We start from the raw sequence: 22,650 nt of genomic DNA, 5'->3' as shown, positions 1-22,650 counted from the left end.
CCAATGTAATTGAGAATATCTTTCGTGAAGAAGAGAATTACGGGTTCTTTTTTCACCTCTTCCAAAGTTCTAAAACTTTGGAAGAGTTATCCTATATGCTAGTCGTTCAAAAATTTAACTTATGGAGCTAGGCCAATCCTACCATATCTACAATCACGCCAATGGAATGGAGAATATATTTCGTGAAGAAGAGAATTATAGGTTCTTTTTGCAGCAATGTGCAAAGTATTTGGCTGGAGTAGTAGATACTTATGCCTATTGCCTGATGCCAAATCATTTCCATTTGCTGGTGGGGGTTAAGGAAGAGGAGCAGTTAAAGTCAACTTTTCCAAAGTTCGAAACTTTGGAAAAGTTAATCTCCAAGCAATTCGCTAATTTCTTCAGTTCTTACACTCAGTCTTTTAATAAAGTGTATGATAGGAAAGGAAGTTTATTTATAAAAAATTTCAAAAGAACCCCAATCCTCGACGAAAGTCAATGGCAAGAAACTTTCCTATATATCCACCTCAACCCCGTGAAGCATGGGTTTGTCAAAGATCACCAAGATTGGAAGTGGTCAAGTTGGCATGCCTACCAGAATCTCAAAAAGCCTTCAAATCTGGACAGAGAATACTTTACCAATTTCTTTGATGGTTGGGAGCATGTGAGAAATTTGATGGAAATGAAAAAGGATTGGTTGATGAATAAAAATTTGGAGTAAGATTCAGACCTGGCAGGTTTCAAAAACCTGCCAGGTCTTTAAATAACAATTTATGATCAAAAGAACCCTCTTCTTCGGCAACCCTGCTTACCTCAGCACCAAAAACGAGCAGCTACATATCAGTTTTCCTGAGGCCGATAAAGCGGATAGGACAGTTCCTATCGAAGACTTGGGGATGATTGTATTGGAAAATCAGCAGATTACTATCACGAATGGCTTATTAGCCAAACTTACCGATAGAAAAGTAGCTATTGTTTCTTGCAATGCACAACACTTGCCGGAAGGCCTGCTGCTACCGATGCAGGGGCATTCTGAACAAACAGAGCGGGTTCGCTATCAATTAGAGGCTTCTCAGCCTCTCAAGAAAAATCTTTGGCAACAGACAGTATCTGCAAAAATAAAAAATCAATATACTTTGCTTTTAGAAAAAGGAAAAGAGTCCAAACGGATGGAGTACCTCTATAAAAATGTGAATTCCGGAGATTCTGGTAATCATGAAGCTCAGGCAGCAGCGATTTATTGGCAGAAATTGTTTGAAATCCCTGATTTTAATAGAGGTCAGCAGGGTATTCCCCCCAATAATTTATTGAATTATGGCTATGCCATTTTAAGAGCGGTGATTGCGAGGGCCTTGGTTTCTTCTGGGATGCTTCCAGGAGTGGGGATTTGGCACCGAAACAAATACAATGCGTACTGCCTTGCAGATGATATCATGGAGCCATACAGGCCTTATGTGGATTTGGTGGTGTCTCATATCGTAGAGACTCAGGATGATTTTTCAGTGTTGACTACTGAATTGAAAAAGGAATTGTTAAGTATCCCTGCTTTGGATGTGAAGATTGATGGGCAAAAAAGTCCACTCATGGTGGCAGCTTCTAGGACGACTTCCTCTTTGTTTGAGTGTTTTGCTGGAATCAGTCGAAAAATCATTTACCCGGAATATGGATGAAAAATATTTTTCAAGACTTAATCAATATAGAAGTTTGTGGGTCCTAGTCTTTTTTGATTTGCCCACGGAAACCCGCAAGGATAGAAAAGTAGCCACTTCTTTCCGGAAAAAACTGCTGGATGATGGTTTTGCCATGTTTCAGTTTTCTATTTATATGCGCTTCTGTGCCAGTAGAGAGAATGCGGATGTTCATATCAAGCGAACCAAGAAGAATCTTCCTCCTAAAGGGAAAGTTGGAATCATGTCCATAACCGATAAGCAGTTTGGGATGATGGAGGTGTTTTTTGGAACGAGTAAGCAAGAGACAGAGCCTCCATCGCAGCAGTTGGAGTTATTTTGATAAGGTTCGTAAAACTTTTCCAAAGTTCGAAACTTTGGAAAAGTTAAAATTGGTCAGTTCTCAATCTAAGGCTTCAGGATCCAATAGTTTTTTAAATTCAAAAATAATGTATAAAAAACAGCATACCAGCCACTTAACGTGGGGTATGCTGTGATTCCCTTGGGAAGATATCAATTTGAAAGCAATTCACAACAGAAGCTGATAAAATTAGCTCAAATAAGAAGCTGTGATTCCCTTGGGAAGATATCAATTTGAAAGCAATTCACAACCCTGTAGACTCGCTTGTCAGCATCAATTAAGCTGTGATTCCCTTGGGAAGATATCAATTTGAAAGCAATTCACAACTTGCTAAAATCTTTGAAGATACTCCGAAAGCTGTGATTCCCTTGGGAAGATATCAATTTGAAAGCAATTCACAACCTTTACCAAGCCTTGATAACTCCTGAAATCGCTGTGATTCCCTTGGGAAGATATCAATTTGAAAGCAATTCACAACTAGGTCTTCCTCCAGCCATACCCCAAATATGCTGTGATTCCCTTGGGAAGATATCAATTTGAAAGCAATTCACAACCACTTCTTCGCAATCGTATTCAAAGAAATGGCTGTGATTCCCTTGGGAAGATATCAATTTGAAAGCAATTCACAACAACAAGATATACTAAAAGCAAGTGCAAAGAGCTGTGATTCCCTTGGGAAGATATCAATTTGAAAGCAATTCACAACAAGAATTTGAAGGCATCTTAGACGAGGCAGCTGTGATTCCCTTGGGAAGATATCAATTTGAAAGCAATTCACAACCAGCTTTGTCCTGACTCTCAGGAGCAACTTGCTGTGATTCCCTTGGGAAGATATCAATTTGAAAGCAATTCACAACGGTGTTGTCAGTGCTAATTTCCAAGCTGCGGCTGTGATTCCCTTGGGAAGATATCAATTTGAAAGCAATTCACAACCACAAATACTTTGTTTTTAACTTCTGAAGGCTGTGATTCCCTTGGGAAGATATCAATTTGAAAGCAATTCACAACGAGGTCTCCAATTTTTCATCATTTCTTTATGCTGTGATTCCCTTGGGAAGATATCAATTTGAAAGCAATTCACAACTATTAACCTGGTATTATATATCGCACCATTGCTGTGATTCCCTTGGGAAGATATCAATTTGAAAGCAATTCACAACATGATTTAGATATCATGATGGACGTCTTGGCTGTGATTCCCTTGGGAAGATATCAATTTGAAAGCAATTCACAACGCTTCATTGTCCAGGGCAGAATATCTGCAGCTGTGATTCCCTTGGGAAGATATCAATTTGAAAGCAATTCACAACTGTATTTCAATCTGAGTTTGAATGGTCGCAGCTGTGATTCCCTTGGGAAGATATCAATTTGAAAGCAATTCACAACGAAACTAAAGCGGAATACTTGATTTTTGCCGCTGTGATTCCCTTGGGAAGATATCAATTTGAAAGCAATTCACAACGGTCCGAAGTCTAGTTGACCGTTCCAACCCGCTGTGATTCCCTTGGGAAGATATCAATTTATTCACGTTTTGATTATTTTCAAAGGAGTTCATGAATCTCCCTATGGTCGATTTGAAAGCAATTCACAACTACATGTTACCAATTAAAAAATAATCCTCCGCTGTGATTCCCTTGGGAAGATATCAATTTGAAAGCAATTCACAACCACACCTGAAGGATTTTATGAATGGCAAAGGCTGTGATTCCCTTGGGAAGATATCAATTTATTCACGTTTTGATTATTTTCAAAGGAGTTCATGAATCTCCCTATGGTCGATTTGAAAGCAATTCACAACACTAATCAAAGAATGAATTCATATTCATCCGCTGTGATTCCCTTGGGAAGATATCAATTTATTCACGTTTTGATTATTTTCAAAGGAGTTCATGAATCTCCCTATGGTCGATTTGAAAGCAATTCACAACGTACCTTTTGCATCTCCACACTCTTTACTTGCTGTGATTCCCTTGGGAAGATATCAATTTGAAAGCAATTCACAACTAAAGTAGTAGGTTTTATAATATATATATTGCTGTGATTCCCTTGGGAAGATATCAATTTATTCACGTTTTGATTATTTTCAAAGGAGTTCATGAATCTCCCTATGGTCGATTTGAAAGCAATTCACAACAACAATGTTTAAACAAAGGCCTAAAAACTAGCTGTGATTCCCTTGGGAAGATATCAATTTATTCACGTTTTGATTATTTTCAAAGGAGTTCATGAATCTCCCTATGGTCGATTTGAAAGCAATTCACAACTGACGTGCTTGGCGTTACTTATGGTAATGGCTGTGATTCCCTTGGGAAGATATCAATTTGGTTAATTCGAACATAATTATTGATTTTATTTAGACCTGTCAGGTTTTTGAAACCTGACAGGTCTTGTCTCTAATTATGATAAATAAATAAAAAATACCCAGAACAGGGTATTTTATCTCCTGACTTGAGTGGCTAAATTGCATAATATTTTATATTAGAACTATGCAATTTTTAATCAAACTCAAAAGAGAAAGTGAAGCGTGTCAATTTGCGCTGAACTATCAATATCAACTCTCTGCTGCACTAGAAGGGATTTTGGAAAAGGCAGATTTTTCAAAACTTCATCTGTTTTTGAATGATAAGGAGGAGTTTGTTAGGTACATCCCTTTTACTTTTTCACATTTGGACCTTGATCAAATAAAAATTATTGAAGAAAAGGGTTCTTTGGTGCATCTAGGAGAAGAAGGTACACTTGATATCAGAATCTTGCTAGAAGATGATGCTATAGATTATTTATATCAGTTGATTTACGGAAAAAGTATCAGGTTTAATTCAGGAGAAAGTTTTGTAGATTATAAAATAGTTGATCTAGAGGTAATTCCACCACCTGTTTTTAAAAGTGAGATGGTGTATAGTGCTGTAACACCTGTCTTTTTATATGATCAATCCCAGTCTGGAGGGTTTGAATTTATCTCTCCTTCACATGATCGGTATTCCGAGCTTTTTAAAAATGATTTATTAAAACGTTTTGTATCAGTTATTCCCGAATTAAAATCTATCACTGAATTGGAGAAATATTGTCCTGAAATAGAATTTCAGCCGATTTCTCAAGCTGAAGAAGAGGAGATTGTATTAAATATGTATCAATATGAACTGGTTCATTTGAAAGGATTTAAATATGATTTCAAATTAAAAGCTTCTCCATTGCTTCAAGAGTTTGGTTATTATGCTGGTTTCGGAGCTCAAAATTCTTTAGGGTTTGGATGTGTCAATGTAAAGTAATTCACTTTAACTTAAAGTTTTTGATCAACTTACAAATGTGAAGAACTTCCTGTTGGCTCAAAAAAGGATTTAGAGGTAAAGAAAGTACATGGGAGACAAGTTGCTCACTTGCAGTAAAATTTTGATCAAATAGATAAGGTTTCATCTTTGGAATTATTCTTGGATAATGAATGCTTGTTCCGACTCCTTTTTCTTCCAAATAGCTTTTTAATTGGTCTCTCTCTCTACATTGTACGGTAAAAAGGTGGGCGTTGTGAGTTGACTTTTCTATGTCTCTTGGCAATTTTAACCATTCTAAATGTTTCAATTCTTCTAGATAAACATGAGCCAGAAATTTCCTTTGTTTTTGCCAAGGCTCAAAATAGGGGAGGATTGTATTTAAAAAGCCTGCTTGAAGTGTATCTATTCGAGCATTTCTTCCAACAAGTATATGATGATCTCTTTTGATTTGACCATGATTTATCAAGGCTTTAAGTTTTCTAGCTAATTCCTCATCCTTACAGGTTAATGCCCCAGCTTCTCCTAATGCTCCAAAATTTTTGGTGGGGTAAAAACTAAAACAGCCAATGTCACCAAATAAGCCTGCACTACAATTGCCTTGAAAAGCCCCAAAAGCCTGTGCAGCATCTTCTATAACTTTTACCTGCTTAATTTTTGCCCAATCAATTAAAGTTGGCATGTCAACTAGATTACCATATAAATGAACAGGGATAATCGCTTTGGTTTTCGATGTGTAAACCTGATCTAAAAGTGATAAATCTATTAAACCTTCGGAATTGGTATCGATAAAAACTGGTCTTGCTCCACAGAGTAAGACTACCTCAGCAGTAGAAACCCAGGAGAGCGCAGGCACTATGACATCATCCCCTTGACCAATATTCAAAGCACGCAATGCAATTTCCAGTGCATCTGTTCCATTGGAACAAACAGAGAGAAATGGAGCACCAAGGTACTTTTTGAGCTCAGCTTCTAAAATTTCCACCTCCTCTGAGCCAGAGAAGATACCCTTTTCCAATAATTCAGAAAATTTATTCTTTAATTCCGTTTGAAGCTTTTTTGGAAATCGACTGAGATCAAGAAAGGGAATCTTTGCTGGCATCTAGAAGTTTGGCTAATTTTTTGGTTAAATTTTTTCTGGAATAAATTTCCGAATCTGCTGTATCATTTGAACTTAGCCCAGGCTTGAAGTTAGATAAAAATGATTCAATGCCTTCTTGGTCATTATGTTTGAACACCGCATTTCTAGTAGAAGATTTCAAAATTTGAGCAGAGTCCCCATTTGGATCACCTAAAGCCAAAACAGGCCTGCTTGTTGCTATATATTCAAATATTTTGCCAGGGATATTTCCTTTAGCATTTTTGGTGTCTGTTAGGATCAAGAGCAATAAATTTGCTCGCTTATAATATTCAAAAACTTCTTGATGACTCACATATCCTTCAAAATGTACATGTTTCTTTAGCCATTGATCTTTGCTTACAAGGTTTTCAACTGAGGAAGAAACTTTGCCTACGAAACGTAAGTTGGCTTTTTTTTCTTTTTCTTCGAAAACTGATTTGAAAGCCTCAATAAAAGGTATAGGGTTTCTAATGGCATCAATCACGCCTGTATATACGATTTCGATTGTACCATTTCCATCGTTTTGAGAACTCCAGTTATTAGGTAGGTCATCTGGATCAAAACCATTGGTTAAAAGTGAAATGTCTTTCCCCGCAATTTTTGATAAATCTTCCTGAAATGTAGGGCTGATGGTAGTGATGACATCTGCTTCTTGGAGAACAGTTTGTTCTAGTTGCTCATGCTTTTTTCTGACCAAGGTTGTCATAGGAAGCGTATCGAGAAATTCCCACTGAGACCAAGGGTCTCTAAAGTCTGCTAACCAAAAAATATTGGTCTTACGCTTGAGCGCCCTACCTATCATGTGCAAACTATGTGGTGGTCCTGTCGTGATGATAGCTTCAACTTGATTATTCACAATGATTTTCTCTAAAAAACCCACTGATGGTTTTACCCAAAATACTCTTGGGTCAGGAATAAGCAAATTAGCCCTTGCCCAAATCCCTATCTTGTCAATCAGAGACTTCTTCTTTTTTTCTAAAACTTTTGAGGTGTCTTTTATTTTTTCTTTTTTCAAAGAACGAAAAAGCGCATACGGTTCCCAAATTGGGAATTTGAGAACTTCCATATTGTGGTTAATCTCTTTTAGCAAACTCTCGTCTTTCAAATCAAAGTCAGGATTTTCGGGAGTGAAAATTAGAGGTTCCCAACCAAATTCAGGAAGGTACTTAGCAAACTTTAGCCAGCGCTGTACCCCTGAACCTGCTGAGGGAGGCCAGTAATAGGTAATGATTAATACTTTTCTTTTTATTTTCTCGGATGCTTCTATCATTTCATCAAAAATATTTTCAATAACCTTTTTAATGTTTGGCAATTAAAACTTTAAAGTTTCTGTTTTATTTTTTCTCGTTTACTCCTTTCTATTATCCTTTTATTTTAATCTAATGATTATTTCAGCGAGCAATTTAAATTTTTATATTTAGATCCTTCAAATAATCACTTATGAAATCAAGAAGAAATTTTATCAAAAAAGTTGCAATTGCAGGGGTAACGTCCTCTTTGCCCACGTCGTTACTTGCTCGTCAAAGTTCAAGTGGAAAGATGATTCATCAGGTGTTTTTTTGGTTGAATGATGGTGTGGATGTATCAGCATTCAAAAAAGAAGCTTCCAAATTGGGACTTTGCCCTACAGTGGATCAATTTTATATAGGTGAACCGGCGGCTACTGAAGAAAGAGAAGTTGTGGATGCTAGTTATCAGGTGGCATGCACTTTGTTTTTTGATTCCTTAAATGACCAAAATAAGTATCAGGTAGATCCCTTACATTTAGAATTTATTGAGAAGAATTCCATGAAATGGAATAAAGTTAAAGTGTATGATTTTGTAATCTGAACCAATTCAAGTATTTACATCGTTTATTACAGAGAAAATTATCTTTATAAGTTTAATATGAATATCAATTTATTAAGTCGCTTCTTCGTCCTTGTTTTTGCTTTTATAGCAATAATTTCTTGTAATCCAGAAGAAGAAAATCCTGATCCTACCAAGGTGGAAGATGCAGTAAAGGAGGCCATTGTTACCTCAATGCGCAACTGGTATTTTTGGAATACAGAGTTACCTTCAAATATTGACGTGACTGCATACAATACAAATGAAGAGTTGTTAGATGATATCATCTTCAAGCCTTTAGATCGTTTTTCATATTTGACTACTAGGGAGGCTTTTAATGCAGCCTTTACGGGTCAAGCTTCAGGTGTTCATGGGTTTGGATTTTCACTAGATGCTCAAGAAAATATGTTTGTTTCTTTTGTTTATGATCTTTCTCCAGCTGGTCAAGATGGTTGGCAAAGAGGATGGCAAGTGATTGAAATCAATGGGAGGCCTATAGCTGATTATAAAACTAGCTCAGGAGGATTTAATTTTCAATTGGGTCCAAATGAAGTTGGTGTCAGCAATACATTTAAGATGAAGTTGCCAGATGGAACAGAAAGAACAACGACCATTCAAAAAGCTGCATTCCAAACCAATTCAGTCTTATATAAAGATGTGATAGAGCAAGAAGGAAAGAAAATTGGCTATTGGGTTTATCAAAGTTTTCGTCAAACTCCAGGTCTTTCAAATCCAACGCGAAGTCAAGAAGTCGAAGATTCCTTCAATTATTTCATTGGAGAAGGAATAAATGAAATGATTATTGATCTTAGATATAATGGAGGTGGATCCGTTGAAGTGACCGAACAAGTATTGAATTATCTAGTTCCAAGCAATGCTGCAAGCAGTGTAATGTACACAAATAGACACAATGCTGATAGATCCAATAATAACAGAACAGTCAACTTTAAGAAGACTGGTGATTTGAACTTGAGTAAAGTTATTTTTATTACTTCTAGAGGCTCTGCCTCTGCGTCAGAATTATTGATCAATAGCCTTACGCCTTACATGGAAGTGGTTTTGGTTGGAGACAATACTTTTGGGAAGCCTGTAGGTTCATTTCCATTGGGATTTGATAGCAGAACATTAAGAGATAATAATGTAGAAGTGGTTCCTATTACATTTGCAATTGACAATGCAGAAGGCAATGCTGATTATTTCGATGGTTTTCCAGCAGATATATTGGCTCCTGATAGTCCTTCTCAAAATTGGGGAAGTTTAGAGGAGGTAAGGTTTCAAGCTGCTTTAGAATTTATCAGAACTGGCAATATGGGTGGAAGAATTTTAAGTGATTATTTTAAACCTAAATGGAATATGATTGATGATTTCAAAGGTTTGGAACAAGAGTTTCCAGTTTACTAACTGATTGATTTGAATCATCCTATTGTTGAAACTCCCAATTTAATTTTGGGAGTTTTTTATTTGATTAAAAGTCAAAAGAATTCGAACCATTCCTTATTGAATCATGTATAATCAAAAGTAAATGGTATGCTTATATGAATCAAATTGGAGGAATAATTTTCTTACTTGTCATATTTTTATTTTCAACTTTTCTGAATTGGTATGTTTTTCAAGCATTGAAGACTTTAATGACAGATGTTGAATCTGAAAAAATCAAAGCTTATGCTTTTGGGACTTATTGGTTGGTGTTTGTAGGAATTACCTTGTGGGTGGTGTTTACGTTTTATAGGATATTTCAAGAACGAGAAATCAGCACTGAAAATCAACAAGTACTGAATGTGTTTCTTACTGTCTTGGTAACCCAATTAGTTTGTGTTGTGTTTTTGTTTGGGGAAGATTTGGTTCGAAATGCACAAGCAGGTTTTTCTTTTATTTTCAATGGTAAAGAATCGACTTCATTTCCCTCTAGAGCAAAGTGGTTGAGTATTTTGGCTTTAACTGTGTCTCTTATTCCCTTTACCAGCTTTGTCTATGGTGTCACCAAAGGAAAATATAATTTCAAGGTTCAAAAGGAGATTATTTATTTTAAGGATTTGCCAGAGTCCTTTGATGGGTTTACAATTACACAGATTTCGGATATTCACTCTGGAAGTTTCACCAATTTTGAAGCAGTTCAAAAAGGCGTTGATCTTGCCATTTCCCAAAATTCAGATTTATTCGTTTTCACAGGGGATTTGGTTAATCATCATGCAGAAGAAATAGAACCAATGATTGATATTTTCAATAAAATAAAGGCTCCTTATGGTCAATTTTCTATCATTGGGAACCATGATTATGGGGATTATGTAAGCTGGAATTCAGCAGCGGAAAAAGAAGCTAACTTCAAAAAGTTTAAGGATCAGCACAGAAAACTAGGTTATCGATTGCTGCTCGATGAACATGTAAAAATAAAAAAAGATGGTCAGGAAATTACGCTAATAGGTGTAGAAAACTGGGGCGTGGGTTTTCAGTCTAAAGGAGATTTAAGCAAGGCCTTAAAAGGAACGACCTCAGATGATTTCAAAATATTACTTTCCCATGATCCCTCACATTGGGATAAGGAAGTAAAAAACAATCCAAACAAAATTCATCTCACTCTTTCAGGGCATACGCATGGAATGCAGTTTGGTATTGATACACCACTTTTCAAATGGAGCCCTGTCCAATATCGCTACCCAAATTGGGCAGGACTGGTAGAGGAAGCAGGTAGATTTCTTTATGTGAATAAGGGATTTGGATACCATGCTTTTTCTGGAAGGGTTGGAATTTGGCCTGAGATTACTGTGATAGAATTAAGGAAAAAGTAATTATATTGCTTTAATTCAGGATTTTAATGGATCGCTATGAATATTCTTTTTATTAGTTTGTTGTTGAATTTTATGTCTATACAGGATACAGTGGAAAGACTAGACCATCTAAAATGGAAAAATCGCTTGGTTCTTTATTTTCCACAAAATAAGAAAAGTAGGTTTGATTTTTCAGATAGTTTGAAGGCTGAAATACAAGAAAGAAAAGTAGCGTATTTTATTTTTCAAGGAAAGGATATTGTGTCTAATTTACCCATAAGATTTTCTGATAGTTATCAAGAATCAATTTTGAAAAGGTATAAAATGGGCTCAAAAACAGATTGTCTTGTATTGATAGGACTTGATGGAGGAGTGAAACTTAAAAAGGAGTTAGGACTTGACTGGAAATTGATACTTAAGGCAATTGATTCTATGCCGATGAGGGCTTCCGAAATAAAAGATAATTAACTTTTATATGATTATAGTAATATTAAACATTCTCTTACCATTAAACACCTAAAAAATACCTACTTGTAGGTATTTTTTTTAACCTACGATAAACATATTTTTAAAATCAATTTATAAAATCACCTTATGAAATTCTTTTATCTGAGTTCAGTGCTAAATGCTGACGGTTTTTATCAAGTTCACGAAAGAGATTGTACCAATATTCCAGACCCTTTAGAAAGAGATTATTTAGGTCCATTTAACAATGGAGAAGAAGCACTTAGAAAGGCGAAAAGTATGAATCCTGATGCTATAACATGTTCCGAATGTTGCACAAAGAAGGGTATTCATAGCAAGACTGATAAAAAATAGTTTAAATATAGATTTCATCTCTACTAGCGAGAAAACCTTTTGCGTTTGAAAATTTAGACTTTCAAAGTTGAACTGTTTTGTTGAGAGATTGATTTAGAAAGGGAGCCACTGGGGATAGAAAAAGAAAAAGTACTTCCTTTGCCTTCCTCGCTTTCAACCCAAATTTCTCCTCCATTCATTTCTGCATAATATTTACTCAAACTCAAACCTAAGCCAGTTCCTTTTTCTCCAGTTGTACCCGTTTTACTTTCAACCAAGATGTCCTTAAAAAGGGTGTTTACGATGGCTTTTGGCATTCCCACACCTTCATCTTTGATGTTGATGGTAGTATGTGTTTTATCAACTTGAGAAGTTAAAGTAATTTTCCCACCTTTCTTAGAATACTTAATTGCGTTGCCGATCAGATTTCTAAGAATTACTTGAATTTGATCCGCATCAGCGAAAACATAGACCTCTTTTTCTATATTGGAAATAAAATCAATTTCCTTCATATCAATAAGTGAAGAGAAAAAATCATGTAGGGTTCGTATGCTTTTGGAAAGCTCAAACTCTTTAGGATTGCTTTGAATCATTTTCATTTCTACAAGAGACCATTTAAGTAGATTGTCTAAGACAAGCATTATTCCACCAACGTTTTTATAGAGTTGAGGAAGAACTTCTCTAAACTCCTTTTCATCCATATAGTCATTTTGATAAAGTTCAAGTAACTGATGAAGACTGTTGATCGGCCCTCGAAGATCATGACCGATGATACTGAATATTTTTGCTTTGACTTGATTTGCTTCTTCTAATTCCAACGATCTTCTTTCTGACTTTTCTTTATCTCTTCTTTGTTTTTGATAGCTTCTATAAAGAATAAAAGCAACGAAAAGAATGAAAAGGGTGTAGATAATTAAAATATTTCTTTGGAATTTTTGCGCTTGAAGTTCTTTCTCTTTTTCCAAATCAAGTGTTTTTTGCTCAGCTTTCAAAAGCGCGATTTGTTTATCATACTCATATTCTGCTTCGAGTCGGGCAGTTTTACTTTCTAATTCTTGATTATTCAAACTATCCGCATAAGCTGTATAGATTTGATAGTTTTGTAAGGCTTCCTGAAATTTATTTTCTTTTTCTAAAATTTTGCTAAGCAAAAGATGTCCATTTCTAATCTCTTCTTTTGCCCCAAGTTCTTTGGCGAGAAGAATACTTTCCAGAGCGGTAATCTTGGCCTGCTTGAAATCTTTGATATCAAAAAATATTTCTGCAAGATTTGATTTATTGAGAAGAAATCCCCTCTTGTCATCTATTTCGAGGTCAATTTCTATAGAAGCATAAAAATTTTTCAATGCTTTATCTAAATCCCCTTGCCTCCTGTAAACTTGTCCCAAACTGTTTAAGGTAGAAGAAATTCCTTCCTTATCAGAATTTTTTTCAGAAATTGATAATGACTTATTGAGGTTAGCAATTGCCAAATCAAAGTCCCCATTAATTTCATTGATATTAGCGATATTATGAAGGGTAATAGATATTCCTCTTTCGTCATTAAGCAACTCTTTAAGTTGCATAGACTTCTCGAAAAAATTCAATGCATCTTTATATTTTTCAAGCTTATTATAGATCAATCCCATATTGTTGTACACAAATGAAATCCCCATAGAGTCATTTAGCGCTTCAGATAATTTCAGCGCTTTCAGATTGGATTCTAATGCAAGGACATAGTCAGATTGAAAATATTGAATTGTTGCTATGTTTTTTAGAGAAGAAGCAATACCCTTTGTGTCATTGACATCTTCTTTAAATGAAATTGAGCGGTTATAATAGTCTAGGGCTGTGGTGTATTCTCTAATTCGATTGTAAATGTTGGCAATGTTATTTAGACTTGTTGCAATACCTCGCTTATCATCCAACAGGATTCTGATATCCATAGCGGCTTTATAGTTCTCGATAGACTCTTCATATTGCCCAAGAAAATAATAGATGTTACCGATGTTATGAAGACATTCAGAATATTCAGCTGATTTATCTTTTAGATTTTTATAATACTGAATTGCTTTTTGATAGGCATCTAGAGCTTGATCAAATTGATCATTATGATAAAATTCAAAAGCCAACTCTTTATATAAAGCTGCCAAGTCATTGATATCATTGGTCTTATTACTTGATTTCTTTGAGATTTCTAGTTCAATTTGCGCACTTCTCAATTCTTGAGGAAAGGCAGATAAAAATTAAAGAAAAGAAAATAGAGTAAGGGTAATTATTTTTTTCAATTTCACTTTCAATTTTTTTTAAAAATTGAAAGTAATAAAAATTAATGCTTTTGCACAATTAGATTTTGTAAATAAGCTAATCTTACTTGAGAAAATAAGATTAGCTTATTTTTTTTAGTTAAAAGGTAAGGTTAAAGTTAATAATTGGCGTTGAAAGCTGTGAGTATGAACTCATGATTGTAGCTTTGGATTGTAGCTGTTGATTGAGAATATAATTTTCTGGATGGAATTTTAAAGAATACTGAATGTCTCCGCTTGAGCTTTTCCTAGAAAGATTGAAGTTTAAATTTTCTTTCTTATACTTTGCAAATAGATATTCTTGCGTGATTAAAGCAAAGCCTGAGGCTACACCCAATACTACGGCTGGAGAATCACTTTGCGCTAAAGCAGTAACCCCAAGACCTAGTAAAGCTGCTCCACCTGATGCATAGTTAATAGTGCTGCCTTGCCTTGCCGTAAGATTAACACCCTGAGTGTTTTTTTGACCTATATATGTTCCTAAGATTCCCATACCAGCTGGGACTAAAAGTAAGACCTGATCACCACCATTTTGAGCAATTTGAGTCGCTATGGCGAAACCGACACCGATACCGACAGAACTCATGTTAGTAGCATACCTGCTATCGCCTCTAGTATATGGATATTTCTTGGAGGCCATGTTTCCTAAGGCTAGTCCAGCAGTAGTACCGAGTATTGATGCAATACCAAATGGTCTTCCAGTATCGCCATTGGCTGCAGCAGCTATAGACAATCCTGAAAATGCTCCTAAAACACCATGATGCCGCATGATTTCAATGTGACCATCTGAGTATCTTCTGTTTTTTTGCATTTGAAAAGCTACCTCTCCTAAGGCTATACTTCCAACCGATGACATAATGAATGCTGCTTTCCCTTCATTGTTAGGATAGTTTCCTCCAGCCACTACCAAACCCAGAGATCCACCATATATCAAACCTAGAAATTTACCAGCATTACCCGCCCTAACAACAGAGCGATCAATATTTTCATATTTTTTAGGATTGATAATTGGACCTAATGCCCACAAACCACCAGTTATTAAAGGAATGCCTACTATGCCTGCATTATCTATTTCTAATACCGAAACTAAACTTGCCCCATAATATAAACCATACCCAATACTTACAGCCCTATCAATTCCTCTCCACTCAAATTCCTCAGGTTGAGGTTCAACTTTTTTGGGAGAACTCAATTCTCTATCCCACTGCACTTTCATTTTTTGATAAAGTGCCTTTTCTTCTTCAGAAAGTTTAGCGTAATAATTATTGAGGAAATCTTCGAAATCCAAAAGGTAAGAAATCTCTTCATCAGAAATCGGGTCACCTACTGCCTGCTTGAGCTTGATGGTTTTGTAGGTTTGTTTATTGGATTCTTCCCAATACCCTCTTGCGGTGTAGATTCCTTGAGCTGAGGATTGAATTTGAAAACTTAAAACCAATAAAAATAGGCTTAGAAATAAAATGTTTTGTTTGGTTTTTATCATCACTTGAATAGCGTTTGTAATAAAGAAAGATTAAAATTACGAAGAAAATATGCTGAAAATTCGAATGGTAGATGAATATTTCAACAAAGAATTCTTACGAATTCAAATATTTTTAGTTTTGAAAATTTGATAATTGAAATGTCAATTAAATGAAAATGAAACGGCTTATCACAAAAGCTGAAATAAATTGAAGAATCATTTTTATTTTCAATGCATTAAACTTCTTACTATGAAAAAAATCTACACCTTTAGTTTTGTGTTTTTGGTTCTCTTATCAATTCAAGATAATGTAATAGCACAAAAGACTCCCTTCACCATAGCAGATGCCATCAAGGTAAAATCTATGGGCAGTCAAAACCTTTCTGATGATGGAAAATATTTGGCAGGATTAATTTCAGATGGTAGTGCCCGATTCAATGTGGATCATTTTAGGTTTCAAGATCCAAGTTATAATAATGTCTTTACAGGAGATTTTGTAATCATCAATACTGCAACTTCTGAAGAAATCAGACCTTTTAAAACTGCCACAAAAGTCACTTCGATTTCTTGGGCACCAAATAGCAAGGAGTTGGCATTTTTGGAACAAAAGGGAGAAAAATTGCATCTCATGCATTTTGATTTAGAAAGGAAAAAGCTGAAAGAAATCAAAATAAAAGGAATGCCTTTGTTAGCAAATTCGGCTTTGACATGGACTCCGGATAGTGAATATTTGCTGGTCAATGCAAGAGATGCTTCTTGGATGGCACGTGCCATGGCTCTTTACAATGAAGCTACTAATGGTCCAATTGTAGTTTATGACGGAAATAAACCTTTTTTAAAATGGGATGAAATCAGAAACACCAATGCTTTGACCACAATATTGAAAGTGAATAAAAATGACGGTGAAGCTGAGCAGGTATTGGAAGAGTCTAATTATTCAGGGATATATATTTCGGAAGATGGACAGCATTTGATTTTCAATGAAACTTTCCCTACCAAAACAGCCTATGTTCGAAACGAGGGAGCAGAGTATCAAGTCGCTTACAAGAATCTTTCAAATCCTGATTCTACCTATTTGTTATATAAAAAGAACAAGCAGAGAAGGAATTTCAATTGGTCAGATTCAAAGTCTAAATATGCATGGATTGATTCAGGTCATGTTTTCGTCCAAACATTAGGTGCGGATGATGTCAAGAATTTGACAAAAGGAAAAGCTTATTCCGATGAAGAAAAGAAAAAAGAAGTGAAGTTTTCCATCATGACTTGGAGTCCACAGGAAGGGCAATTATTATTAAGTTCTGATAAAGGTTATTGGTTGGTAGATACTGATGGTGAGAACTTAAAAATGGTTTATGAATTTCCTGAAGACAAAGAAAAAGCACCAAACTTAAACTTGGCGAATTGGTCGAAAGATGAGCGATACTTGTATTTCAGCTACAGTGATAAAAATGAATGGAAAAGAGGATTTGTCAAGTATGATTTAGCGGAGCAAAAAATGGAAGACATTCGGATTGATAGCAATCTATATTCAGGTGTACAGTTTGCTAAAGATTCAGAAACAGTAGTTTTAAATTTATCGGATGGAAATATGCCCTCAGATGTAGTCGTAACGAATTGGGATTTCGGCGATATGAAACCACTTACAGATTTGAATCCTTGGATGAATGATAAGAAATTAACTCATTCAGAATTAATTACTTATAGAAATGTAGATGGAAAAGAGTTGAAGGGGATTTTATACTATCCTGTAGATTATGAAGAAGGAAAGAAGTACCCGCTAGTATGTGAAGTTTACGAGGGTTTTTTCGCAAATGGTTATAATAGAAATATGAATCTCTTCGCTAATCAAGGTTATTTTGCCTTACGCCCTTCCGTTGATTTGGAAATGGGTTATCCAGGAGAAGCTTGGGTAAAAGGTATCACTGCGGCAATTAATAAACTGGTAGATGAAGGGAAAGTGGATAATGATAAAGTGGGTGTTCAAGGAGGAAGTTATGGAGGATATGCTACTTCCTTGTTGATCACACAAACAGATAGGTTTGCAGCAGCGATCAATATTTCAGGAAAAGTTAATATCATGAGCTTTTTAGGAGATAGTCCAAAAATTGGAACGAGAAACTATACAGCTGCAGAATATGGACAAGATAGGATAGGTGGAACACTTTGGGATGAACCTTTGAAATACTTGGCTACAACTGCAGTGCTTCATGCAGATAGAATCAAAACTCCTCACATGATTATGACTGGTGAAGGAGATTGGAATGTACCAGGAACCAATTCTAGAGAGCTTTATTACGCTATGCGTAGATTAGGGAAAGACGTAGTTTGGGTAAACTACCTCAATGGTGGTCATGGTGCAGGAGCTGCTTCGAACGAAAGCGATTTTCATGATCATTGGAACAGGGTCTTTGAATTTTATGAAAAACATTTCAATAAAGAGAAAAAGGACAAGACTACTGAATAGTTAAGTTTTTGATATTAAGTGTAATAAGGAGGGTTAGTCGTTTCTTTTTTCGTGTGATTTAGATATCTTGAGTGTAAATCCCACCGTCATGAAGAAATTACTGATCCTCTTTTTTGTTGTCTTTAGCATTTATGCTTGTAGCAATGATCCCTTCAATATTACCGTTGAAGAGCTTGAAGCCGACCTTGTTCGAATTCGTATTGAAAATAATACGGAAAAGAATTATCGAAACTTGACTCTCATTATCACTTATTTAGATGATTCCAAGGAAAAAATTAAAGTTGACACTGTCAGTTACAAAATGCACCCCACTTCATCTTGTGAAGATTGCATCTTTTTGGAAGCGAAAGAATCAACTTTTATAGTTCAAAAGGTACCCGTTGGGACTAGGACTGTAGAAGCTAAAATGTATCAAACAGACTAATCTCGACTTGCAATAGGAGCGGCAATACAACTTTCAGGAATATCAAAAGCATCTGTCAGTGCCAAAGCATTTTTCCGAACTTCCCAACAGAGTTGATTGACTTCTTTTCTTATTGCTTTGGTTTTGACTCCTTCCATGTAGCCTTGTTCGAGGTACCAACCACGATTTTTCTCAATTGTATTAAGAGCGTATAATTGACAAAGCTGTAAAAGAGCATCTTTGCAATCCCCATCATTGGTGTCCATGACCTCTTTTTGGAATTCCTCCAAAACTACTCTTTCTATATAAGCCTGACCTACATTGACCAAATGATGCTGAACTACATTAAAAGCATCAAAAGAATCCATGCCGTCGTCAATATGTCGCTTGATTCTTTGTGCGGCACTTGACAAAATCGCCCTTTCACGGTATTTGAAAGCGCTAAGATGGAAATCCATATCAAGTAAATGGGTTTGTTCAGTACTCCTGATGATAAGTGGGTTCTTTTCTGTAATAGATGTTTTAGCTTGATTGGTGATGTAATTGAAAATGGTAAACATATTCATGTCTCCAAATTCCTGCCTGAACTCCGTCAATCTATTTTTAGCTACAAGTTGCATCAAGACTATATTGTCTCCTTCAAAAGTTGTATAAACATCCGTATCGTTTTTGAGTGTATCAATTCGGTTTTCAGATAAATAACCTTTGCCTCCGCAAGCTTCTCGACACTCTTGAAGTGTAGCTGTGGAAAAGCTGGTTGTATAAGCTTTGAGTCCAGCAGCTAAAGCTTCTATTTCTTGTGCTTTTTCCTCAGTTCTTTTGATAAATCGTTGGGTCAGATATTTTAGAGCAAAGTGTAGTGCATAGGTTGTTGCCAAAGGAGGCATCAACCTTCTTTGATGCATTCTGTAATTCATAATTGGAACTTCTTCTCCACCTTCTGGGCCAAATTGCTTTCTTTTCTCAGCATGTCTGATAGCTATAGTAAGTCCTGTTTTGGTAGCTGATAGAGCTGATTTTGGAATACCAATCCTACCTCCAACAAGAGTTCCGAGCATGGTGAAAAATCTTCTGTTATCTGAATTGATTGGACTTTCAAATTCCCCCCTTTCATTGACAGAAGCGAATTTATCCAACATATTTTCTTTAGGAATTTCTACATTATGGAAATAAATGACACCATTATCTACGCCATTTAGTCCCATTTTTCTTCCACAATCTTCGATTTTTACTCCTTTTACTAATTTTCCATCTGGGCTCCTTAATGGAACGATAAAAGCATTGACTCCATAATCCTCACCATCTATGATCAATTTTGCAAAAACTGTAGCCATCTGACCATGCATTGCAGCATTACCAATGTATTCCTTTCTAGCTTCAGGATTAGGAGTGTGGATGGTGAAAGTTTTACTATTATGGTCGTATGTGGCAGTGGTTTCCAACCCCCTCACATTTGAGCCATGACCTGTTTCAGTCATAGCGAAGCATCCTGGAAGTTTAAGACTACCTATATCCTTCAAATATTTTTGATGGTGTTTGTCTGTGCCTAAAAAGAATACGCTCATTCCCCACAGCCCAAACTGAACGCCGAATTTGATTACCATGCTCAAATCATGGTAAGAGAGTGTTTCCATGATGGTAAAATATCCCTCCATATCATCTTTCCCATTTGCTGATTTTGGGAAAGCCCATGCACCAAATCCTTGATCAGCTAGATTTTTGCACCATTGTAAAACTTGCTCTCTTTGCGCGATCAAACTTTCATGTTCTTTATAGGCAAATGAAGGATCTGAAATTACTGTTTTTACCTTTTTTATTAAATTAGCTTGATTTCCATCCAAAAGAGCCGTCATCTCTTGGATACCAAAGTTATAAACTTTGCTATGCTCAGTTGTGATGGTTTGATGTCCTGATTTGAAAGTATATCCTGCCTCTTTGCTCAACAAGCCTAAGGCTAACTCAGCAGCTTGAAAGTCATTAATAATAGTTTTTTCTATTTCTAAGGTCGAATCATGCCTTTTGACCAAGGCAATTCCAATTTGAGAAAGATCTTCTAAATTCTCTAAATCCAATTCTTTGATCTTCTTTTTCCAAGACTTCAATTCTTTAGGTTTTGGAGCCTTGGAAGGATTTATATTTTGGTTAAGCCAATCTTTTTCTTTCTTTTTGAGCCATCTTTGCTTCTTGATCAACTTTTGCATTACCTCAATTTCCGTTGGAGTCAAGACGCTATCTGCCCAAAGCGTGTAATATAAAGGAAGAAAAATATACAGTTTGGGATTCTTTTGAAGTTCTTCTGCGTAAATCATAAGTTTAAAAATGATTCAATTAAATATACTCACTTTAAATGATTAGGTTCTTCTTTTTAACAAGTTTATCCAAGATCTATAGTTTGAAATTGGTTTATACTTGTGAATTTTAGAAGAAACCAATTTATCATCCTACTTTTGTTTTTCAATAGTAAAAATTATCAGTGATTGATCGATTCATCCCTTTCCATAAGTCCATTGCTGGAATCGAAATTCCAACAAAATTCACCTTTCCTTTCTACTACCAAGCCCATCCTTTAGCTATACAAGCTGCTAATCAGCTTCAACATTACCTTCGGAATCAAAGCGATTGGAAACACAATTTTGGTATAGATTCTACGGAGTCTGGTTTGGTAATCGGAAAGATGTTCGGTGTCTTAGTTGTTCAAAATAAGCGCTCAGAATTTGGGTTTTTGGCTGCTTTTTCAGGGAAACTTGCCGATAGTAATGATCATCATTATTTTGTTCCACCTGTATTTGATCTGCTTAAGGAAGATGGTTTTTTCAAAAGAGGGGAACAAGTAGTAAATGGGATTAATCAAAGTATTGAAGTCCTAGAAGCTGATCAGGAGTATGTTTTTTTGAAGAAAGAAATGGCTAAGATGCAAAAAAAGGCCTCTGAAGAAATCGCCAATAAGAAGGAGGATTTGAATGCAGCTAGAAGGTTAAGGAAACAGAAAAAGAAAGAACTTGCTCATGTTTTGACTGGGTTTGAATTTGAAAAGTTACTAGCCGAGCAAATTGAAGAAAGCTTGAAAAACAAATATTTTTTTAATTTATTGGTAAAAGAGTGGGAGGAATCTTTAGAAGTCTTAAGGTCTAAGCTTCATGATTATGAAGAAAAATTATTAAGACTCAAGAAAGAAAGAAAAGAATTGTCTAATAAACTTCAACAACAAATATTCGATCAATATCGATTTTTAAATATTAATCAAGATTGGAAAAGTTTAAGGGAGATTTTTACAGAAGAGTTACAATTGCCAATTCCTGCCGGCGCGGGGGAGTGTGCTGCTCCAAAATTATTACATTATGCATTTTTGAATGATTTGAAGCCTATAGCAATGGCAGAATTTTGGTGGGGTCAATCTCCTAAATCAGAGATTCGCAGACATGGAGAATTTTACCCTGCTTGTAGGAGTAAATGTCTTCCAATCTTAGGCCACATGCTTGCTGGCATGGAGGTAGATGAAAATCCGCTTCTAAAAAATCCTGCTGAAGGCAAAAAGCTAGAAGTCATTTATGAAGATGATTTCTTGATTGTTATTAACAAACCTGCAGAATTCTTATCTGTTCCTGGTAAAAACGTAACAGATTCTGTTCAAAAAAGAATTACGGAAAAGCATCCAGAAGCTATTTTGGTTCATCGCCTAGATCAAAGTACTTCGGGAATCATCTTAGTGGCGAAGAATAAATTTACACATCAGCAACTTCAAGCACAGTTTATCAAGCGCACCGTAGAGAAACGCTATGTTGCAGTTTTGGAGGGGAAAGTCAAGGAGAAAGAAGGACTAATAGATTTGCCATTGAGGGTTGATTTAGATAATCGACCTCAGCAGATGGTTTGCTACAAATACGGTAAACCTTCCCAAACAAAATTCAAAGTTTTGAGTGAATCAGATGAATTGACTAGAATTCAATTTATTCCCATTACAGGAAGAACCCATCAACTGAGAATGCATGCGGCACATCCAAGTGGATTGGGGGCTTCGATTTTGGGAGATGATTTATATGGTAGGAAAGCAGATCGTTTGCATTTGCATGCAGAATTTTTAGCCTTCACCCATCCTGAAGATAATAATAGAATGGAGTTTGAGGTTGAGGCGGACTTTTGAGGTTTAAAATTGACTCTTGGATATTTTGAGTGCAATCATTTGTCCATTAATGTAAAAAACTCTTTTCACTGGAGTTAAATTCACTATTTTTAAGGTCTAATTTTAAATGATAAAT

17 protein-coding genes and 1 CRISPR repeat array are annotated in these 22,650 nt (G+C 35.7%); of the genes, 12 read left to right on the top strand and 5 right to left on the bottom strand.

All coding sequences use genetic code 11. The annotated features are described in order from the left end of the window. Positions 1-121 precede the first annotated feature (121 nt). From BELBA_RS15655 to cas6, 4 genes are all read left to right on the top strand, one after another. Positions 122-700 carry a transposase gene (locus BELBA_RS15655; RefSeq protein WP_014773652.1) on the top strand — a complete coding sequence of 193 codons (579 nt, stop codon included), beginning with the start codon at positions 122-124 and terminating at the stop codon, positions 698-700. 52 nt (positions 701-752) lie between these two features. Next, complete coding sequence (gene cas1, locus BELBA_RS15650) at positions 753-1,649, top strand: type II CRISPR-associated endonuclease Cas1 (RefSeq protein ID WP_014773651.1); 897 nt, start codon at positions 753-755, stop codon at positions 1,647-1,649. Beyond that, a complete protein-coding gene (cas2, locus tag BELBA_RS15645) occupies positions 1,642-1,989 on the top strand; it encodes a CRISPR-associated endonuclease Cas2 (protein ID WP_014773650.1) in 348 nt (115 codons plus the stop codon). Before cas1 ends, cas2 begins: the two co-directional genes overlap by 8 nt. Before the next feature lie 147 nt (positions 1,990-2,136). Beyond that, a CRISPR array of direct repeats spans positions 2,137-3,469; the repeat unit is 46 nt; unit sequence GCTGTGATTCCCTTGGGAAGATATCAATTTGAAAGCAATTCACAAC. Positions 3,470-4,493: 1,024 nt separating this feature from the next. Next, on the top strand, positions 4,494-5,273 hold the full coding sequence (cas6, locus tag BELBA_RS15635) for a CRISPR-associated endoribonuclease Cas6 (protein WP_014773649.1): 780 nt from the start codon (positions 4,494-4,496) through the stop codon (positions 5,271-5,273). Between the two features lies 1 nt (position 5,274). Here the strand turns inward: cas6 and BELBA_RS15630 are convergent, their stop codons facing one another. Continuing rightward, positions 5,275-6,372 carry a DegT/DnrJ/EryC1/StrS family aminotransferase gene (locus BELBA_RS15630; RefSeq protein ID WP_014773648.1) on the bottom strand — a complete coding sequence of 366 codons (1,098 nt, stop codon included), beginning with the start codon at positions 6,370-6,372 and terminating at the stop codon, positions 5,275-5,277. After that, entirely contained in the window at positions 6,347-7,660 is a 1,314-nt protein-coding gene (locus BELBA_RS15625; protein WP_041779720.1) for a glycosyltransferase family 4 protein, read from the bottom strand. Before BELBA_RS15625 ends, BELBA_RS15630 begins: the two co-directional genes overlap by 26 nt. A 170-nt stretch (positions 7,661-7,830) precedes the next feature. Between BELBA_RS15625 and BELBA_RS15620 the strand changes: the two genes are divergently transcribed. From BELBA_RS15620 to BELBA_RS15600, 5 genes are all read left to right on the top strand, one after another. Next, complete coding sequence (locus tag BELBA_RS15620; RefSeq protein WP_014773646.1) at positions 7,831-8,220, top strand: Dabb family protein; 390 nt, start codon at positions 7,831-7,833, stop codon at positions 8,218-8,220. A 57-nt stretch (positions 8,221-8,277) separates the two neighbouring features. Beyond that, positions 8,278-9,618, top strand: coding sequence for a S41 family peptidase (locus tag BELBA_RS15615; RefSeq protein WP_014773645.1), 1,341 nt, complete (start codon positions 8,278-8,280; stop codon positions 9,616-9,618). Between the two features lie 134 nt (positions 9,619-9,752). Beyond that, positions 9,753-11,003, top strand: a complete 1,251-nt coding sequence (locus BELBA_RS15610) for a metallophosphoesterase (RefSeq protein WP_014773644.1) — start codon at positions 9,753-9,755, stop codon at positions 11,001-11,003. A 36-nt stretch (positions 11,004-11,039) separates the two neighbouring features. Then, positions 11,040-11,450, top strand: coding sequence for a DUF4174 domain-containing protein (locus BELBA_RS15605; protein WP_014773643.1), 411 nt, complete (start codon positions 11,040-11,042; stop codon positions 11,448-11,450). Positions 11,451-11,576: 126 nt separating this feature from the next. Further along, complete coding sequence (locus BELBA_RS15600) at positions 11,577-11,801, top strand: hypothetical protein (RefSeq protein ID WP_014773642.1); 225 nt, start codon at positions 11,577-11,579, stop codon at positions 11,799-11,801. A gap of 53 nt (positions 11,802-11,854) precedes the next feature. On the opposite strand, the gene BELBA_RS15595 is transcribed toward BELBA_RS15600, so the two are convergent. Then, positions 11,855-13,981 (bottom strand): ATP-binding protein, encoded by a 2,127-nt coding sequence (locus tag BELBA_RS15595; protein ID WP_014773641.1) that lies wholly within the window; start codon positions 13,979-13,981, stop codon positions 11,855-11,857. Between the two features lie 184 nt (positions 13,982-14,165). Next, a complete protein-coding gene (locus BELBA_RS15590; RefSeq protein WP_014773640.1) occupies positions 14,166-15,548 on the bottom strand; it encodes a hypothetical protein in 1,383 nt (460 codons plus the stop codon). 229 nt (positions 15,549-15,777) lie between these two features. Here BELBA_RS15590 and BELBA_RS15585 point away from each other — a divergent pair, with 229 nt between their 5' ends. Together BELBA_RS15585 and BELBA_RS15580 are read left to right on the top strand one after the other, a co-directional pair. Beyond that, positions 15,778-17,991 (top strand): alpha/beta hydrolase family protein, encoded by a 2,214-nt coding sequence (locus BELBA_RS15585; RefSeq protein ID WP_014773639.1) that lies wholly within the window; start codon positions 15,778-15,780, stop codon positions 17,989-17,991. An 88-nt stretch (positions 17,992-18,079) separates the two neighbouring features. After that, a complete protein-coding gene (locus BELBA_RS15580; protein WP_014773638.1) occupies positions 18,080-18,415 on the top strand; it encodes a hypothetical protein in 336 nt (111 codons plus the stop codon). Here BELBA_RS15580 and BELBA_RS15575 read toward each other — a convergent pair. Further along, positions 18,412-20,703 carry an acyl-CoA dehydrogenase family protein gene (locus BELBA_RS15575; protein WP_014773637.1) on the bottom strand — a complete coding sequence of 764 codons (2,292 nt, stop codon included), beginning with the start codon at positions 20,701-20,703 and terminating at the stop codon, positions 18,412-18,414. The genes BELBA_RS15580 and BELBA_RS15575 overlap by 4 nt on opposite strands. A gap of 164 nt (positions 20,704-20,867) precedes the next feature. Between BELBA_RS15575 and BELBA_RS15570 the strand changes: the two genes are divergently transcribed. Beyond that, positions 20,868-22,535 carry an RluA family pseudouridine synthase gene (locus BELBA_RS15570; protein ID WP_014773636.1) on the top strand — a complete coding sequence of 556 codons (1,668 nt, stop codon included), beginning with the start codon at positions 20,868-20,870 and terminating at the stop codon, positions 22,533-22,535. The last annotated feature ends 115 nt before the right edge of the window (positions 22,536-22,650 follow it).

This window comes from Belliella baltica DSM 15883, assembly GCF_000265405.1.
Classification (GTDB): Bacteria; Bacteroidota; Bacteroidia; order Cytophagales; family Cyclobacteriaceae; genus Belliella; species Belliella baltica.
Note: the sequence above shows the minus strand (reverse complement) of the source record. Positions and strands in the feature narration are given on the sequence as shown.

Coding starts and splice junctions, on each gene's coding strand:
- BELBA_RS15600 (WP_014773642.1), top strand. CDS start 11,577: ATGAAATTCTTTTATCTGAGTTCAGTGCTAAATGCTGACGGTTTTTAT.
- cas1 (WP_014773651.1), top strand. CDS start 753: ATGATCAAAAGAACCCTCTTCTTCGGCAACCCTGCTTACCTCAGCACC.
- BELBA_RS15615 (WP_014773645.1), top strand. CDS start 8,278: ATGAATATCAATTTATTAAGTCGCTTCTTCGTCCTTGTTTTTGCTTTT.
- BELBA_RS15580 (WP_014773638.1), top strand. CDS start 18,080: ATGAAGAAATTACTGATCCTCTTTTTTGTTGTCTTTAGCATTTATGCT.
- BELBA_RS15625 (WP_041779720.1), bottom strand. CDS start 7,660: ATGATAGAAGCATCCGAGAAAATAAAAAGAAAAGTATTAATCATTACC.
- BELBA_RS15620 (WP_014773646.1), top strand. CDS start 7,831: ATGAAATCAAGAAGAAATTTTATCAAAAAAGTTGCAATTGCAGGGGTA.
- BELBA_RS15575 (WP_014773637.1), bottom strand. CDS start 20,703: ATGATTTACGCAGAAGAACTTCAAAAGAATCCCAAACTGTATATTTTT.
- cas2 (WP_014773650.1), top strand. CDS start 1,642: ATGGATGAAAAATATTTTTCAAGACTTAATCAATATAGAAGTTTGTGG.
- BELBA_RS15630 (WP_014773648.1), bottom strand. CDS start 6,372: ATGCCAGCAAAGATTCCCTTTCTTGATCTCAGTCGATTTCCAAAAAAG.
- BELBA_RS15605 (WP_014773643.1), top strand. CDS start 11,040: ATGAATATTCTTTTTATTAGTTTGTTGTTGAATTTTATGTCTATACAG.
- BELBA_RS15610 (WP_014773644.1), top strand. CDS start 9,753: ATGAATCAAATTGGAGGAATAATTTTCTTACTTGTCATATTTTTATTT.
- BELBA_RS15655 (WP_014773652.1), top strand. CDS start 122: ATGGAGCTAGGCCAATCCTACCATATCTACAATCACGCCAATGGAATG.
- BELBA_RS15585 (WP_014773639.1), top strand. CDS start 15,778: ATGAAAAAAATCTACACCTTTAGTTTTGTGTTTTTGGTTCTCTTATCA.
- cas6 (WP_014773649.1), top strand. CDS start 4,494: ATGCAATTTTTAATCAAACTCAAAAGAGAAAGTGAAGCGTGTCAATTT.
- BELBA_RS15590 (WP_014773640.1), bottom strand. CDS start 15,548: ATGATAAAAACCAAACAAAACATTTTATTTCTAAGCCTATTTTTATTG.